The 15,299-nt window shown below is 66.4% G+C and carries 13 protein-coding genes; 9 read left to right on the top strand and 4 right to left on the bottom strand.

What is annotated here, in order from left to right; translation table 11 throughout:
• Positions 1-147 precede the first annotated feature (147 nt).
• The 8 genes from ABD848_RS08150 (at position 148) to ABD848_RS08115 (ending at position 9,696) form a co-directional block, all read left to right on the top strand.
• Positions 148-2,892 (top strand): RHS repeat-associated core domain-containing protein, encoded by a 2,745-nt coding sequence (locus ABD848_RS08150; RefSeq protein ID WP_344969179.1) that lies wholly within the window; start codon positions 148-150, stop codon positions 2,890-2,892.
• A 217-nt stretch (positions 2,893-3,109) separates the two neighbouring features.
• Positions 3,110-3,505: a hypothetical protein gene (locus tag ABD848_RS08145; protein WP_344969177.1), complete on the top strand. Its 396-nt coding sequence runs from the start codon at positions 3,110-3,112 to the stop codon at positions 3,503-3,505.
• 315 nt (positions 3,506-3,820) lie between these two features.
• On the top strand, positions 3,821-4,273 hold the full coding sequence (locus tag ABD848_RS08140; RefSeq protein ID WP_344969175.1) for a helix-turn-helix transcriptional regulator: 453 nt from the start codon (positions 3,821-3,823) through the stop codon (positions 4,271-4,273).
• Between the two features lie 5 nt (positions 4,274-4,278).
• Positions 4,279-4,689 (top strand): VOC family protein, encoded by a 411-nt coding sequence (locus ABD848_RS08135; protein WP_344969173.1) that lies wholly within the window; start codon positions 4,279-4,281, stop codon positions 4,687-4,689.
• Positions 4,690-5,093: 404 nt separating this feature from the next.
• Complete coding sequence (locus ABD848_RS08130) at positions 5,094-7,484, top strand: ATP-binding cassette domain-containing protein (RefSeq protein ID WP_425567467.1); 2,391 nt, start codon at positions 5,094-5,096, stop codon at positions 7,482-7,484.
• 82 nt (positions 7,485-7,566) lie between these two features.
• Complete coding sequence (locus ABD848_RS08125; RefSeq protein ID WP_344969169.1) at positions 7,567-8,076, top strand: DUF2247 family protein; 510 nt, start codon at positions 7,567-7,569, stop codon at positions 8,074-8,076.
• A gap of 431 nt (positions 8,077-8,507) precedes the next feature.
• Entirely contained in the window at positions 8,508-8,942 is a 435-nt protein-coding gene (locus ABD848_RS08120; protein WP_344969167.1) for a hypothetical protein, read from the top strand.
• A 172-nt stretch (positions 8,943-9,114) separates the two neighbouring features.
• Entirely contained in the window at positions 9,115-9,696 is a 582-nt protein-coding gene (locus ABD848_RS08115; protein ID WP_344969165.1) for a hypothetical protein, read from the top strand.
• A 48-nt stretch (positions 9,697-9,744) separates the two neighbouring features.
• Here the strand turns inward: ABD848_RS08115 and ABD848_RS08110 are convergent, their stop codons facing one another.
• The 4 genes from ABD848_RS08110 to ABD848_RS08095 all read right to left on the bottom strand — a co-directional run bounded on the left by ABD848_RS08110 (position 9,745) and on the right by ABD848_RS08095 (position 14,217).
• On the bottom strand, positions 9,745-10,593 hold the full coding sequence (locus ABD848_RS08110; protein WP_344969163.1) for a putative protein N(5)-glutamine methyltransferase: 849 nt from the start codon (positions 10,591-10,593) through the stop codon (positions 9,745-9,747).
• Positions 10,594-10,723: 130 nt separating this feature from the next.
• Positions 10,724-11,443 (bottom strand): hypothetical protein, encoded by a 720-nt coding sequence (locus ABD848_RS08105; protein ID WP_344969160.1) that lies wholly within the window; start codon positions 11,441-11,443, stop codon positions 10,724-10,726.
• A complete protein-coding gene (locus tag ABD848_RS08100) occupies positions 11,353-11,802 on the bottom strand; it encodes a hypothetical protein (protein ID WP_344969158.1) in 450 nt (149 codons plus the stop codon). The genes ABD848_RS08105 and ABD848_RS08100 overlap by 91 nt, the downstream gene beginning before the upstream one ends.
• A 336-nt stretch (positions 11,803-12,138) precedes the next feature.
• Positions 12,139-14,217: a hypothetical protein gene (locus ABD848_RS08095; protein WP_344969156.1), complete on the bottom strand. Its 2,079-nt coding sequence runs from the start codon at positions 14,215-14,217 to the stop codon at positions 12,139-12,141.
• 576 nt (positions 14,218-14,793) lie between these two features.
• On the opposite strand from ABD848_RS08095, the gene ABD848_RS08090 reads away from it, so the two are divergent.
• Positions 14,794-15,222: a hypothetical protein gene (locus ABD848_RS08090; RefSeq protein WP_344969154.1), complete on the top strand. Its 429-nt coding sequence runs from the start codon at positions 14,794-14,796 to the stop codon at positions 15,220-15,222.
• Positions 15,223-15,299 lie beyond the last annotated feature (77 nt).

Raw genomic sequence — 15,299 nt, 5'->3', positions numbered from 1 at the left:
TTGCGCCAGCACCACGGCCGCACGCCCGACGGCACCTACGACGCCACCACCTACACCTACAACTCCAGCGACGAGCTCATCGAGGTCACCGGCCCCGACGGCAACACGTGAGAGAACACCTACGACCGCAACGGCCGCAAGACCGAGATGCGCGACGATTCCCAGACCGGGACGTTGCGCGCCGAATGGGTCTACGACACCGTCGCCACGGGGCTGCTGACCTCGGCCACCCGCTACGTCGACGGCGCGACCTACAGCAGCGAGGTCCTCGCCTACGACGAGAACGGTCGGCCGCAGGCCACTGACGTCACCATCCCCAGCAGTGTCACCGGCCTCGGGGGAACCTACCGGTTCATCACCCGCTACAACCCCGACGGGTCGGTGCGTTCCAAGGTGCTGCCCTCGGCCGGCGACCTGCCGCGGGAGAACCTGAAGTTCACCTACAACGACGTCGGTATGCCCACCGAGCTGGCCGGCACCGACACCTACGTCACCGACACCGTCTACTCCAAGGTCGGTGATCTGCTGCAACGGGAGTTCACCGCTTCTGCGATCGGCGCCGACAGCACCTGGCTGACCCGCGACTACGACGAGGCCACCGGCCGGATGCGCCAGACCACCCTGGTGCCCGAGGTCGGCACCGGCTCGCTGGTGGATCAGACCTATGAGTACGACGACGTCGGCAACGTGCTGAGCATCACCGACAACCCGTCGGCTCAAGGGTTGCTGTCGGACACCCAGTGCTTCGCCTACGACCACCTCCGCAGGATGACCGAGGCGTGGACGCCCGACTCCACCGCTGACACCGCCTGCGACGCCGCGCCTTCGGTGCAGGACCTCGGCGGTGCGGCACCGTACTGGCACTCCTACACCTACGACAAGATCGGCAACCGCACCACGGAGACGCGGCATTCGCCTTCGGGCACGGTCACCAGCCGCCAGTACACCCACCCCGACGCCGGGCAGCCCCAGCCCCACACCGTCACCAGCGTCACCGAGTCCGGCCCCGGCGGCACCCGGTTAGAGCAGTACGACTACGACGACTCGGGCAACATGATCTCGCGGGTCACTCCTTCGACCGAGCAGACGCTGGAGTGGAACGCCGAAGGGAAACTGACGAAGGTGACCGACACCCAAAGCGGTGCCGAGACCACCTTCACCTACGACGCCGACGGCAGCCGGCTGCTGCGCGAGACCTCGCAGGCGACCACCCTGTTCCTGCCCGGCATGGAGGTCACCTACGACAAGGCCGCGGCCGAGACCAAGGCGACCCGCTACTACAGCCACGCCGGCGAGACCGTGGCCGTGCGCGAGAACGACGGCACGCTGAGCTGGTTGTTCTCCGACCACCACGGCACCGGGCAACTCGCGATCAACGCCGCCACCGGCGACACCGAGCGCCGGCGCTTCACCCCCTTCGGCCAGGAGCGCCAGAACTCCGGTAGCTGGCCGGGCAGCAAGGGCTTCGTCGGCGGCACCATCGACGCCTCGATCGGGTTGACCCAGTTGGGGGCGCGCTCCTACGACGCCGATCTTGGCCGGTTCATCTCGGTCGATCCGGTGTTGGATCTGTCCGATCCCCAGCAGATGCACGGCTATGTCTACGGCAACAACAACCCCACCAGCTTCTCCGACCCCAGCGGTCTTTTGTGGGGCTCTATTGTAAGCACCGCGAAGAGTGCTGTCAGTTGGGGTAGCGATGTGGCCAGTTCCGCTGCCAGTTGGGGGCGCGACACACTCAGTTCCGCTTATAGCTGGGGTAGGAGCGCTCTCAGTTCCGGTTACAGCACCCTCAAGAGCTACTACCACAAGGCGAAGAAAACCATCTCCTCGACCTACAACAAGGTCAAGTCTGCCGCGAAGTCCGTCGCGAACTCGGTGAAGAGCGCCGCTTCCAAATACGCCAGTTACGCCAAGAAAGCCCGCAGAAAAGCCAGGCGGATTTATAAGAAGATTCCCTATTCGGACAAGGTTGCGAGCTTTACTGCCGGAGTTCATAACGCCACGAAGTGGCTTCCGATGAATGCGGCTTCAAATTATGTTGCCAATACCATAAGTAAGAAGCTTGGTCTTCCCACAGTCGAGGAGACCTTCACACAGATGGGGGCCGATCCCAACTCGATCTCCTACAAAGCTGGCGAGTTCACGGGGGACGCTCTTATAGAGGCGGCAAGCGGTCCGATCCCCGGCGGAACAGCCCTCCGTGTGGCGCGTAAGGGCAAGTTCGGAAAGAAGCTTCTCGACGCTTTCAAGCGTGGCTGTAAGTCCAACAGCTTCGTTCCCGAGACCGATGTGGTCATGGCCGACGGCGACACGAAGCCGATCGAGGACGTCGAGGTCGGCGAGAAGGTGTTGGCCACTGATCCGGAGACGGGCGAGCGGGAGTCGCAGACGGTGCTCGCCACGATCGTCGGCTCGGGGTCGAAGGATCTGGTTGAGATCACGGTGGATACGACCACCGAGCGCGAGCCGGACGAGGCGACCGACGGCACGGGCCTGAACGGTAACGGTGGTTTTCCCGGGCCTACGGCGGTCGGTGATCTGATCATCGCCACCGAGGGGCACCCCTTCTGGGTTCCCGAGCTACAGCGTTGGGTGCCTGCGATGGACCTGGCCCCGGGCATGTGGTTGCAGACCGAGACGGGCTCGCTGGTTCAGATCACCCGGCTCCACTCCACCACCGAGACCACCACCGTCCACAACCTCACCGTCGCCGACCTCCACACATACCACGTGCAGGTTGGAGAAGAGGGAGTCCTCACTCATAATATTGATGAGGACTCACTATGTGGCCTTACTCTTGGGCCTGACATAAGGGGCAAGAAAGCTGAGGGAGTATCTGCAAAAAGAGGTGATAAAGTCCTTGATGATGAGCAAGAATTGGTGAATTAATTTGGAGACAGGAATGGGTGTGCCAACTGCTCGGCTATAACTTCGGGATATTCTGACGGGCATTGGACTGGAGATCACAACCCTCCAAACAAAATCTCTCCTAATGGCCCTTGGACGCTTTATCCTCATTGTAAGAGCTGTAGTAAGAGGCAGGGTGGAGTTATCTCCGGTTTGAATCAAGGAAGGTATAGCTTTCCGCCTGTTTGGGGAGCCTAAGATGTCCGCCAAACTCCTAGCTGCTGTTTCATCTTATTTTGACCATGGATTGTTAATTATAGATGACCCGAGGAGCCAAAAAACACATTCAAATTGGAACCCGAATGTAGAGGCCGTGCATTTGGATGACGATTCACTTTATATTGGTGTTCGGCAGACTGTTTCCGGGATTGTTTCAATTTCCATTTTTGAAGGAAATGGGCCCTCTTGCGGAGAACTGTTATTTTCCGGGGTTGTTAATTTTCCTAGTCAAAAAATGAGAATATATGATCCAAATGAAAAAGCATGCCTTTTTATTCCGATTGACTTTAAAAAAGTTAAAATGAGAATTTATGGCGATGATTTTGATGAATCAAAAGAAGTGGAAATATTTCTAGATGGTCATGACCCCTTGTGAAGAGTCACGCCATCTCATCACTCATTGTGCTGGTCTTTTGGACGAGCTTGGCTCAGTCGTAAACCAGAGCAACCGCTGTAACAGGAGGTAGTAGGGATCGGCTGAGATTACTGTGGATTTGCCTACCGGGCCTTGCCGAATACCTCGTAACCGACCCACCCGAACGGTTCGCTACTACCTCGTTTCGTTCGCAACCACTGAGTTCGTAAGGCTCCACGATGGACTCAGGGGCGTTGACCGTGGAGCAGAGCAAGCGCGGTGGGAGCGGGGCGGTGGTGCTGGGAAATGTCGGTTCGAGGTGGCAGGATCGCTGGTGTGAGCAGTAGTAGACCCGCGGCGGCGCAGCACCTGCGCGACCTTACGCGGTTGCGCCGGGTTCGTGACCGGATCGACCGGGAGTACGCCCAACCGCTGGATGTGGAGGCGCTGGCCCGCGACGCGCACATGTCGGCCGGGCACCTCAGCCGCCAGTTCCGGCTCGCCTACGGCGAGTCGCCCTACTCCTACCTGATGACGCGGCGCATCGAGCGCGCGATGGCGCTACTGCGCCGCGGCGACCTCAGCGTCACCGACGTCTGCTTCACAGTCGGCTGCTCCTCACTGGGCACCTTCAGCACCCGCTTCACCGAACTGGTCGGCGTGTCGCCCAGCACCTACCGGCGCCAGGCGGCGCGGGCCACAGCGGGCATGCCGCCGTGCGTGGCCAAACAGGTGACCCGACCGGTCAGGAATCGAGAAGCGTCGACCCCGAGCCCGAACCTAGCGTGACTGCCATGGACATCACCATTCACAGCAGTTTCCTTCCGCACGAGGACCCGGACGTCTCGCTGGCGTTCTACCGCGACACGCTGGGCTTCGAGGTCCGCAACGACGTCGGATACGGCGGGATGCGCTGGATCACGGTCGGCCCCGCCGACCAGCCCGGCACCTCCATCGTCCTGTACCCGCCGGCCGCCACACCCGGCCTCACCGACGACGAGCGCCGCACCGTCGCCGAGATGATGGCCAAAGGCACCTACGCCATGCTCGTGTTGGCCACCAGCGACCTCGACGGCACCTTCGCACAGTTGCAGGCCGGCGACGCCGAGGTGGTCCAGGAGCCGGTCGACCAGCCCTACGGGGTGCGCGACTGCGCCTTCCGCGATCCCGCGGGCAACCTGCTCCGCCTGCAAGAGCGCCGCTGAACCGTCCACCGCCGGCAGCCACGACCGGAACCGACGGCACCGTGAAGGGGGCGCCCACGGAGGCCGGTGGCGGTCGCCTTGTGGCCACCGCCACCGAAGGCGCCCTCGCCACGCTGCCGCACGATCCGATGGGCGCCGCCTCCGTTCCCGCCATTCGGCGTCGCCGCGCCACCGAGCAACGACTCACCCACGGCACCGATGCGCGGAGGCCAGCGCCTCGGCGGACGGGTGCGCCCAACCCGCTGCCGCCGTCCTTCGAGCGGGGCGGCGAGAACTCGTCGAGAGCCCCGCCCGCAGCTAGCCCGACCGGAGGAACCCGGCCGCCGTCCGGCTCGTCCGGCCGGGGCCGGGCCACACCCGCACCGAAACCGCGCAGGCGGCCCCGCCTGACAAGAGGAGACACGATGAGCATGGCCACGAGACCGGACACGCCCTCGCCGGCGGTGCACGCCGCCGACAGTCACGGTCTGATCCGCGTGCAGGGCGTGCGCGAGAACAACCTCAAAAACGTCAGCGTCGAGATCCCCAAGCGCCGGCTGACGGTGTTCACCGGCGTCTCCGGCTCGGGCAAGAGTTCGCTGGTGTTCGCCACGATCGCCGCGGAGTCCCAACGGCTGATCAACGAAACCTACAGCGCCTTCCTCCAGGGCTTCATGCCGACGCTGGCGCGGCCCGACGTCGACGTCCTCGACGGGCTGACGACCGCGATCATCGTCGACCAGCAGCCGATGGGAGCCGACGTGCGCTCCACGGTGGGCACCGCCACCGACGCCAACGCGATGCTGCGCATCCTCTTCAGCCGCCTCGGCCAACCCCACATCGGCCCGCCCAACGCCTTCTCCTTCAACGTCGCCTCGGTGCGCGCCAGCGGTGCCATCACGGTCGAGCGTGGCAGTTCCAGCAAGCCCGTGAAACAGACCTTCACCCGCACCGGCGGCATGTGTCCCCACTGCGAAGGCCGGGGCGCGGTCACCGACTTCGACCGCTCCCAGCTCTACGACGACTCCAAGTCGCTCAACGAGGGCGCCCTCACCATCCCCGGCTACAGCGCCGACGGCTGGTACGGCCGTATCTTCACCGGCTGCGGCTTCTTCGACCCGGACAAGCCGATCCGCGACTACACCGAGACCGAGCTGCACGACCTCCTCTACAAGGAGCCGACCAAGATCAAGGTCGAGGGCACCAACCTCACCTACGAGGGGGTGATCCCCAAGATCCAGAAGACGTTCCTGGTCAAGGACCGGGAGGCGATGCAGCCCCACATCCGCGCGTTCGTGGACCGGGCGGTCACCTTCACCGCCTGCCCCCAGTGCGACGGCACCCGGCTCAGCGAGGCCGCCCGGTCGTCGAAGATCAAGGGCATCAGCATCGCCGACGCCTGCGCGATGCAGATCAGCGACCTGGCCGAATGGGTCCGCGGCCTTGACGAGCCGTCGGTGGCGCCGCTGCTGGCGTCGCTGGCGCACACCCTCGACTCGTTCGTGGAGATCGGATTGGGCTACCTCTCGCTCGACCGCTCCTCGGGCACGCTGTCGGGCGGTGAGGCGCAGCGCACGAAGATGATCCGCCACCTCGGCTCGTCGCTGACCGACGTCACCTACGTCTTCGACGAGCCCACCATCGGGCTGCACCCCCACGACATCCAGCGGATGAACGACCTCCTGCTGCGGCTGCGCGACAAGGGCAACACGGTGCTCGTCGTCGAACACAAGCCCGAGACGATCGCGATCGCCGACCACGTCGTCGACCTCGGCCCCGGCGCCGGTGCCGCGGGCGGCACCGTCTGCTTCGAGGGCACCGTCGAAGGGCTGCGGGCCGGCGACACCGTCACCGGCCGCCACCTCGACGACCGGGCCGCCCTCAAAGAGACGGTGCGCACCCCCACCGGCGCGGTGCAGATCCGCGGCGCGAATGCGCACAACCTGTGCGACGTCGACGTGGACGTTCCGCTCGGGGTGCTGACCGTCGTCACCGGCGTCGCCGGCTCCGGCAAGAGTTCGCTCATCCACGGTTCGCTTCCCGCCGACGCGGGGGTGGTGTCGATCGACCAGAGCGCGATCCGCGGCTCGCGCCGCAGCAACCCGGCCACCTACACCGGGTTGCTCGACCCGATCCGCAAGGCGTTCGCGAAGGCCAACAACGTGAAGCCGGGGCTGTTCAGCGCCAACTCCGAGGGCGCCTGCCCCAACTGCAACGGCGCCGGCGTCATCGACACCGACCTGGCGATGATGGCCGGCGTCTCCGTCCCCTGCGAGGAGTGCGAGGGCAAACGGTTCCAGGCGTCGGTGCTGGAGCACCACCTGGGCGGGCGCGACATCAGCGAGGTGCTCGCGATGTCGGTGGCCGAGGCCGAGGAGTTCTTCGGCGCCGGCGAGGCGCGCACGCCGGCCGCGCACAAGATCCTGGGCCGGCTCGCCGACGTGGGGCTCGGTTATCTCACCCTCGGCCAGCCGCTCACCACGCTGTCCGGCGGCGAACGCCAGCGGCTCAAGCTGGCCACCCACATGGCGGAGAAGGGCGGCGTCTACGTCCTCGACGAGCCCACCACCGGCCTGCACCTCGCCGACGTCGAACAGTTGCTCGGCCTGCTCGACCGGCTCGTCGACTCCGGAAAGTCCGTCATCGTCATCGAGCACCACCAGGCCGTCATGGCCCACGCCGACTGGATCGTCGACCTCGGCCCCGGCGCCGGCCACGACGGCGGCCGGATCGTCTTCGAGGGCACCCCCGCCGACCTCGTCGCCGCCCGCTCCACCCTCACCGGCGAACACCTCGCCGCCTACGTCGGTGCCTGACAGGCCCACGCCGATACAGGGGAGGCGGGCTCGCGCCCCTGGTTCGGCCCGTCTCTCCCGGCTTCCCGTGAGGAGGTTTGTTGTGCGCGCCGATGAAGGAAAAGTTGAGGATCGAAACATGAAAACACAAAAAGAGGCGATTGAAGAGTACGTGGAGATAACTCCAGGTTTTCTCAAGTGGCTGTACGAGGGTGGAAAGATCACCGGGGAAGTCGTGGTGGCCTGTGCGCTTCGGGAACATTCCAACGGGAACCGTGATGAAACCATAGCGAGCTTGGCGCTGCTGCTGTCGGATGAGATGGAGCGCGTCGCGGACATCCTGGCCTCGGTTCCGGAAGAGAAGGGGAAAGAGGATGATTTCTGGGAGGCACTCCTCTACATCGACCTTTCTCTTATCTATGAGAGAAGGGAAAGGCTCCACGATCCCCTGGGCAAGATCGAGGATGTATACAGCGACTACGACTACCCGCCGCAGATCGCACACCTGGTGAGGTATATGCCCAGCGAAAGGAGCGACTCATCGAAGGACATATACGACCAGTGGGCCGAGTGGCTGGCCGAGGCAGGGCGAAGACACGGAAAACGCCGGTAGTTCGTCCCAGCCGGTGCGGACATAGAGTGTGTCGGCTCCATGTATTTCAACGGCTGCCCGATGAGTATCCCGGACCGATGGCAGAGTGGTCGGCCATGCTGCCCTCGTTGTTCTGGCCGGTGGAATTCCTTGAACTCGCTCGGCATGTCGAAGTGGTCTCCGCGGGCTGTGTCGGCTGGCGCTCGCTCAAGGTTTCCTTGTCGTCCCTCGTCGGCGGCTACGAGCCATGCTTTGTACAGCTCTTCTCTGCGCTGGGGCGATGCCGGCAGCGTGGGGTTCGACGTCTCCTGCCGTGCCCGAGAGCACCTGTCGGGGCCGATCGGGAGTCCCGGTGAGGTTGGTAGGTTCGGCCTCGGTGTTCAAGACGGCGGTCGGCTCGTGTGTCGCGTCGTTCGCCGTATGCGATTCATGTGCGGGCGAGTATGGTTTGAGTGGTAGTCATCGCTGAAGACAAGATGGAGACAACCCCCAGCCTCTCCATAGAGCCCGAATCCAATCGGTTTCTTTGGCTCTCGATCCGGCCGATGCTCTTTTTGGGTGTGGGCTTCTCTGTTGTCGCTGCTCTTGACGGTTTGCGATGGGATTACTCTGTAATAGCCGCACTCTCCCTTGTGGTTTTGGTTGGCATTAGATACCCTTTTTGGGTTTTCTTCTATAGAAGAAACCGTTTCTTTCTTTCTGTTGATGGTGTTGTCCTTCGGAAGCGGCGTAAGCTCGAAGAGATCCCCCTATCGGGCGTTGTCGCCGTTCGTCTGTCGTGTCCGGATAAATCTCCGGAGTGGGGAGATTTTTTCCTAAGATCGAACTCAAACTGGCCGGTGGTGGGAAAAGAAAGCTCAAGCTCGGTATCTTCCCTGAAGAGATGAAGAAGAAGGAGGGTGAACTCGGCGAGATCGCCTCTCTGCTCGGCTTCGAGAAGAAGGAATCGCGGTTTCTCGGTGATGACTGGTGGGTCAAGTGAATCTTTGGCGGTCTCGTGCGGATGTCGTGGATCGCAGTGAGTAAGCTTTTTCAGAGGGTTTGATTTAGGGGGTGTACTTGGCGGTCAGAGAGAAGAAAAAATCTTCCATTGTTCTTCGTAGATGGAATTTTCAGATTTTTGGCTGGATTGCTTTCCCTGCTTTCTGGCTTGTGGGGCTTAGGGTTGGGGTGGATGATGGGAGTGTTTTCTCTTTTTTGGCTGTCTCTCTTCTTTTGGGGGGATGCGCACTTGTCTTTTGGATATTGTTCTTTCATTCAAAGGTCATCGTCACTCCCAAGGGGGTTATCATCTTCGATCTCCTGGTGCGCCATGACATCCCCTGGGAGGAGGTCAAGTCGATCGGCAGCGACGGCCGCTTCACTGTGAAGACGTCGAGTGGGGAAGAAATCGGGTCGATCCAGTACGGCGGGGCACTCTTGGGGGAGCTGACCGGCTACCCCAGCCATCGCAAGGCGATCCGGTTGTCTCGGGAGATGCTGGAGAAAAGCTCCGCCGCCCCTTCCAGCCCGTCGGATGGTGTTCCACCGGAAAAGCTGTCCACGGGCAAACTCCACATCCCCTTCAAAAGCGCGTTGCTGCTCATACTCGCCTTCGTGCTTTTCGTTTCCCTCATCCACGTTTCCACGAACGGTTTTTGAGCGAAGCCGACGGCGGTGACGCTGGCGGTTCGGCTCGGTCGTGTGCCCCTACGCCCCCGTCGGTGTCCGACCGGCGTCGTTGCCTCCGATGACGACGGTGGCGTGCAGTTCGTGGCAGGTGGCGGTGTGGGCGGTCAGTCCGTGGCGGGTGAGGATGTCCACGGCCTGTGGGGCTTGGTGCTCGCTCGTCTCGACCAGCAGACGCCCCTGCGGCGCGAGCCAGTGCGGCGCCTCCCCGGCCACGCGCCGCAGCACGTCGAGCCCGTCGCAGCCGCCGTCGAGCGCCAGCCGCGACTCGTGCATCCGGGCCTCGCGAGGCAACAACCCCACCTCCCCGCTGGGCACGTAGGGCGTGATGGCGGTCAGCACGTCGACACGGCCCCGCAGCGTCTCGGGCAGCGGCCCGTACAGGTCGCCCTCGTAGACCCGCCCACCGGCCGCCGCGACGTTCTCCCGCGCGCAGCGCACCGCGGCGGGGTCGAAGTCGACGGCGTGCAGCTCGACGCCGCTCACCGCCGAAGCCAGCGCGGCGCCCACCGCGCCCGAGCCGCAGCACAGGTCGACCACCACCGCGCCGGGCGGGGTGAGAGCGGTCGCCTGGCGGGCGAGGAACTCGGTGCGGCGGCGCGGCACGAACACGCCCGGCGCCACCGCGATCCGCAGGCCGCAGAACTCGGCCCACCCCAGTACGTGCTCCAGCGGCAGGCCGGCGACGCGCCGCCGCACCATCGAATCGAGAGTGTCCGGCGTGTCGGCCGTGGCGACCAGCAGGCGCGCCTCGTCCTCGGCGAAGACGCAGCCGGCCGCGCGCAGCCTCGCGACGACGGCGGTGCGGGCAGCGTGGGCAGAACGGGCAAAAAGGGCGGCGTGGTGCCACGGTGACAGGGAATCCGACATGGGGACCTTCCGGGAGGGTGCCTACGGGCACTCCCCCGGTCGTCTACGTCGGGCTGACCGTGTCGCCGTGAGGTGGGAGCACCCGGCCTGATCGGGCGTTGACGGGGCTCACCTCCTCGGCCGGTTCGGACTAGTCCATCTCCGCGTCCGTGACCCTACCACCGGCCCACGGAGCTAGTCGGAGTCCGAGGGGCACGGCGCGCGACAGCACGGCCGCCGCCTCCTCCGGGGAGCGGCGCCCCAGCCCACAGGCCGGCGCCACGTCGACCGGCCGTTTCAGGGCGGTCTCCACCACCCGCAGCACGGTCCGCTGGTCGGTCAACTCCTGGCCCTCGTGGACCAGACCCGCGATGAGCCGTGTACTGGTCGGTGCGGTACGCAGGTGGCGCAGTTGCACGTAGAAGCGGGCCGCCACCGGCGCCGGACGCTCCCCGGCGGCCAGCGGGAAGTGGATGAACTCCAGCCGCCGGTCGAGGGGCCAGGCGCGCAGCAGCTCCCGCGCGGCCACGACGATCGGCCCGGTATCGCGCAGATGTCGCATCGCCCGATGGTTCAGATCCCCCATGCACAGGTGGACTCCGAAGCGGCTGCCCGGCGGCGCGGCGGTGACCAGCCGCATGAGCGGCCGCAGCAGGAGCCGGGCGAGCGCGGGCCGCAGCCACCGCGGCACGGTGGCGAGCATGATCAGCTCCACCGGGCATTCGAGCTGGAAGACCACATCATCGCCGCCCCATTGCGCGATCTCGGTGATCTCTCGGGTCAGGGCGTCCCGGAACGCGCCGCGCCGGCGCAACGCGCCGAGCGGCCCGAAGGCGAACAGTGCGATCTCGAGGTCACTGGGGATACCCACTTGGAACGCGAGGCCGGGGAGGTTGTGCTCGGCGCGCAGCTCGGTGAAGACCCGGTAGCTCTCCGCGCCTGGGCCGCGTGCCCCAGATCCAGCGAGTCCCCGGTGAACCGGTGCCCCTTGCGCACCTTGAAGCCGGGACGGTTGTCGTAGTCCGACCAGTCGCCCTCGGCGGTCAGTTCCACGTCGGGGTGGTTGCGTAACTGTTCGACGAGGTGCACGACCCAGTCGCTGCGCTTGCCCACCTCACCGTCGGCCAGGGTGCGCAGGTGGCTGCCGACACCGCGCATGGCGGTGTCCATGGCCCCCGCGACGGTGGACGCCGGATAGCTCCCGACAAGGTGGACGGAACGCTCGGCCACGGAGCACCTCGCTAGTCACGTTGGCTGAACTGGGAAAACTCCTAACGAACGCGGGCAGCGTACCCCCTATCCACCGTCTCTATGGGCAACCGTGTGACCAGCACTTACCCGATTCCGTCTCCTGTGGTGGCGCTGTAGCGGTTGGCTTTTAGGGACCGGCCGGTAGAGGGCGGCGCCATTGGCGGCGTGGGCGTCCGCGCCGCCAATGGCGCCGCCTCCGCTTCAGGGTGGTGCGTAGCGTCGGCCGCTCGGGACGGTGAGGCGATCGTCTGGCACGGCGCTCCTTGGCGGTGGGGGAGCGGGCCGGAAAGCGGGCGACGGTCGGGGCGGTGGTGGTCAGTCCTCCTCGGGAAGTAGGCCGGTGGGGCTGGGGGCGGGATAGGTGATGTCGAGTTCGCCGCCGGGTTCGGTCGCCGTGACGGTCAGCGGCTGGAGCGCCTCCGGCTGGGTGGCGAGCCAGCCGTCGACGAGGTGGGCGTTGGCGTCGGCGCCCGCCGGCTCCCCGTCCACGGCGGTGAGGCGGACCGTGCGGCGCGGCGCGTCGGCCGGCTCGACGGGCTCGCGGGGAAAACCCGCGATGGACAGCGTGTGCTCATCGGCGAGCAGGGGCAGCACGGTGAGCAGCCGCGCGTCGACCTCCCCGGCCCGCAGCGCCTCCTCGGCCGCCTCGGTCAGCTCCAGCGCGGAGGTGTCGGCCAGTTGCGCGCCCACACGCTCGCGAGCGGCGAGGTCGGCGGCGCGCCGTTCCTCGGCGACCGCTGTGCCCTCGGGTAGCACTCGGCGCACGGTGACGCGCTCCTCGCCGGAGCCGAACTCGGCGAGGGGACGGGAATCGGCCAGGGCTTGGCGCACCGGTGCGGCGTCGCCGGCGGGGGCGCGCATGGCGGCGGTCTCGACGACGAGGTCGTGGGCGCGCCAGTCCGTCGCGTCGGGGTTCTTGGCGCGCGGGGCGCTGTCGAGGTCGCGGTACCAGGTGAGGGCGGCGCTGTCGAAGCCCGCCTGGGGCAGTCCCAGCCGGTGCGTGCCGTCGACGATGAGCCGCTGGTCGGGGGTGACGTTGCGCTGGAGCCACGCCTTGGCCTCGCGGAGGGGCGCGTCGGCGTCGGTGGGCAGCGAGCCGCGCAGCGTCGCGGTCCACCCGGGCACGGCCACGGCCACGAGCAGCACCCCGATCGCGGCGACCACCGGCACGAGGGGGCGCTGCCGGATGGTGCGCAGCGGCAGCAGCCGCACCGCCGTGAACCCGAAGATCGTGCGCCGGCTCGTCGAGGGGCGCCACAGTCCCGCGATGCGGCGGGCGTGGTTGACCGCGACCTCGCCGCCGCCGGCCGCGGTGAGCGCTGCCAGCGGCAGCATCGCGACCACGTAGGAGCCCGGCACGCGCCCACCGGCCAGCGCCATGACCAGCAGCAGCACCAACATCCCCACGGCGTAGGGGCGCATGCGGCGCGAGAACAGCCCGGACACCGCCCCGGCCACGCCCAGCAGCGGCAACACCGGGTCCACGCCCAGCCACAGGTGCAGGGTGTGGGCGGTGAACCCCTGTCCCGCCGCGGCGCCGGTGCCGCCCAGCAGCCACGCCAGCGCCGCCGCCTGCCATCCGTCCTCGGTGGGGAAACCAGTGGTGAGCAGTGTGGTCACCACGTAGCCCACGCCGGCCGTGGCGACGATCGCGCTCGACACCGCCAGCGCGCGGCCCCGGCCGCCGTGCTCGGTGGCGCGCCAGAGCAGCCACCCCCCGATCGGCAGCAGGAGCAGCAGGGCGCCGTCGGTGAGCACTGCGACCGAGAACGCCACGGCGGAGCCGGCGAAGGAGACGAGCCGCGCCCGCGGGTCGCACACCAGCACGAACGCGGCGAGCAACCAGACGACAGCGACATTGTCGGGGGAGGCCAGCCGGTGGTACTCGATGCTCAGCGGTGCGGCGGCGAACAGCAGGAGGACACCGGAGGTGGTCCAGTACCGCATGCCGGTGCGCCGAGCCAGCAGCCACAGCAGCAGGCAGGCGGCCACGTGGACCACCACCATGAACTCGCGCCCGGCCAGTACAGCGGTGGCGGCCCGGTCGAACGCCCCGGTGAGAGCGGCATAGCCGGCCAGGTGGAGCCAACCCAACGGCGGCTGGGTGAGGGGGCCGAACTCGCCCAGGCCGAGCAGCCGGTGGGCCTGAGCGACGTAGGTGGCCTCGCTCTCGGCGCGCTGCGGCCAGCCCGCCAGGTTGTACACCTGTAGGGCCACGGCCACGGCCAGCAGCGGCACTAGGACGAGTACCGAGTTCTGGCGGTCACGCAGCCACCGCCACAGGGCGGCCCACCGGGTGGCCGGGGTGGGGTGCGACTCGTGCGGCTGCGGAGATTCCGTGCCGTTTTCGCTGTTTTCGGCGTTATTGGGGGAGGTGGGGGGTGCGGTTGTCACGGGGTCACCACTGTTGGGGTCGGAGGTTGGGGAAAGCGTGCCGGGAGGTGGTCATGTGCGCGGTGGTGGCTCCGGTTCGGTTGCCGCCGTCGTCACCGGCGCTCCGGGGCCACTCCCGGAGGGCGGGATCGGAGGCCGCGGGCGGGGATTCTCGGCCGCGGAGCGTGTGCATCGTGGGTCGGCCATGCGTGTCTCCATGACGGGCCGGTATGACGACGTGCTCCTTTAGTCGTCCATTCGGCGCCCTGGATAGCGTGGATTACCTTAAGTCGTGAAATTTTACTTTTTTACTTTTTGTCTGTTTTGTGGTTACGCTAGGTCGTCGGGATACTGCCCGGCTGTACGTGGCGGGGATGAGAGGGGCGTGCCCGCCACGTCGGTCTACCTCGCAAAATGCGCGAGGGGAGGAGCGATCAAAGCCCTTCGGGACGAGGCCGCCACGGCCCCGCCATGCCAGGCGTGACCGTTCACGGTCGGCCGGGCCGGGGTACCCGAGAGCGTTCCGGCTATGGCATCGGATGCTAGCGTGCTAGCCGTTCTCCCGGCACACCCCGATTTCGGAGGATAGGGAACATCATGTTCGCTATAGGCTCCGCCGCCAACTTCGCCGGCCTCCTCACGGCCGTCCCGATGCTGCTTGTCGCCGTGATAGGCGCGGTGGTCGCGCGCACGTCGCGCCACCCCCGCAAAGGGATGATCACCACGGCCATGGTTTTTCTCGCCTTGGCCACGCTGGCCGAGGCCGGGTGGCTGGTGGCGCTGCCGGCGCTCTACACCGAATGGGGCGTGCGCCCTCTTCTGCTGAGCGCAGTCAACCTGGTCATCCTCGCGTTGGGGGTGCTGGCCTGGATTCTCGTCCTCGTCGCGCTGCTTCGGCGCCCGCACCCCGGTGACCCCGCCGCGTCTCCATACGGCGGATTCCCCACGCCACCGCCCCCGGGTGCTCCTCCGCAGGGCGGTCCGTACCAGCCCGGCCCACCCCCCGCCGGGCCGCCCCACCCGTAGTCACACCGGTTCTGGCCACCATTCGAGCGGGCCCCGTCTCGGGCGCCCCGCGTCTCCCGCAGCACACCCCGCTATGG

Source organism: Salinactinospora qingdaonensis (assembly GCF_039539445.1).
GTDB classification, from domain to species: domain Bacteria; phylum Actinomycetota; class Actinomycetes; order Streptosporangiales; family Streptosporangiaceae; genus Salinactinospora; species Salinactinospora qingdaonensis.
This window is presented reverse-complemented; position numbering and strand designations above follow the sequence as displayed.

Coding starts and splice junctions, on each gene's coding strand:
- ABD848_RS08150 (WP_344969179.1), top strand. CDS start 148: ATGCGCGACGATTCCCAGACCGGGACGTTGCGCGCCGAATGGGTCTAC.
- ABD848_RS08145 (WP_344969177.1), top strand. CDS start 3,110: ATGTCCGCCAAACTCCTAGCTGCTGTTTCATCTTATTTTGACCATGGA.
- ABD848_RS08135 (WP_344969173.1), top strand. CDS start 4,279: ATGGACATCACCATTCACAGCAGTTTCCTTCCGCACGAGGACCCGGAC.
- ABD848_RS08130 (WP_425567467.1), top strand. CDS start 5,094: ATGAGCATGGCCACGAGACCGGACACGCCCTCGCCGGCGGTGCACGCC.
- ABD848_RS08110 (WP_344969163.1), bottom strand. CDS start 10,593: ATGTCGGATTCCCTGTCACCGTGGCACCACGCCGCCCTTTTTGCCCGT.
- ABD848_RS08090 (WP_344969154.1), top strand. CDS start 14,794: ATGTTCGCTATAGGCTCCGCCGCCAACTTCGCCGGCCTCCTCACGGCC.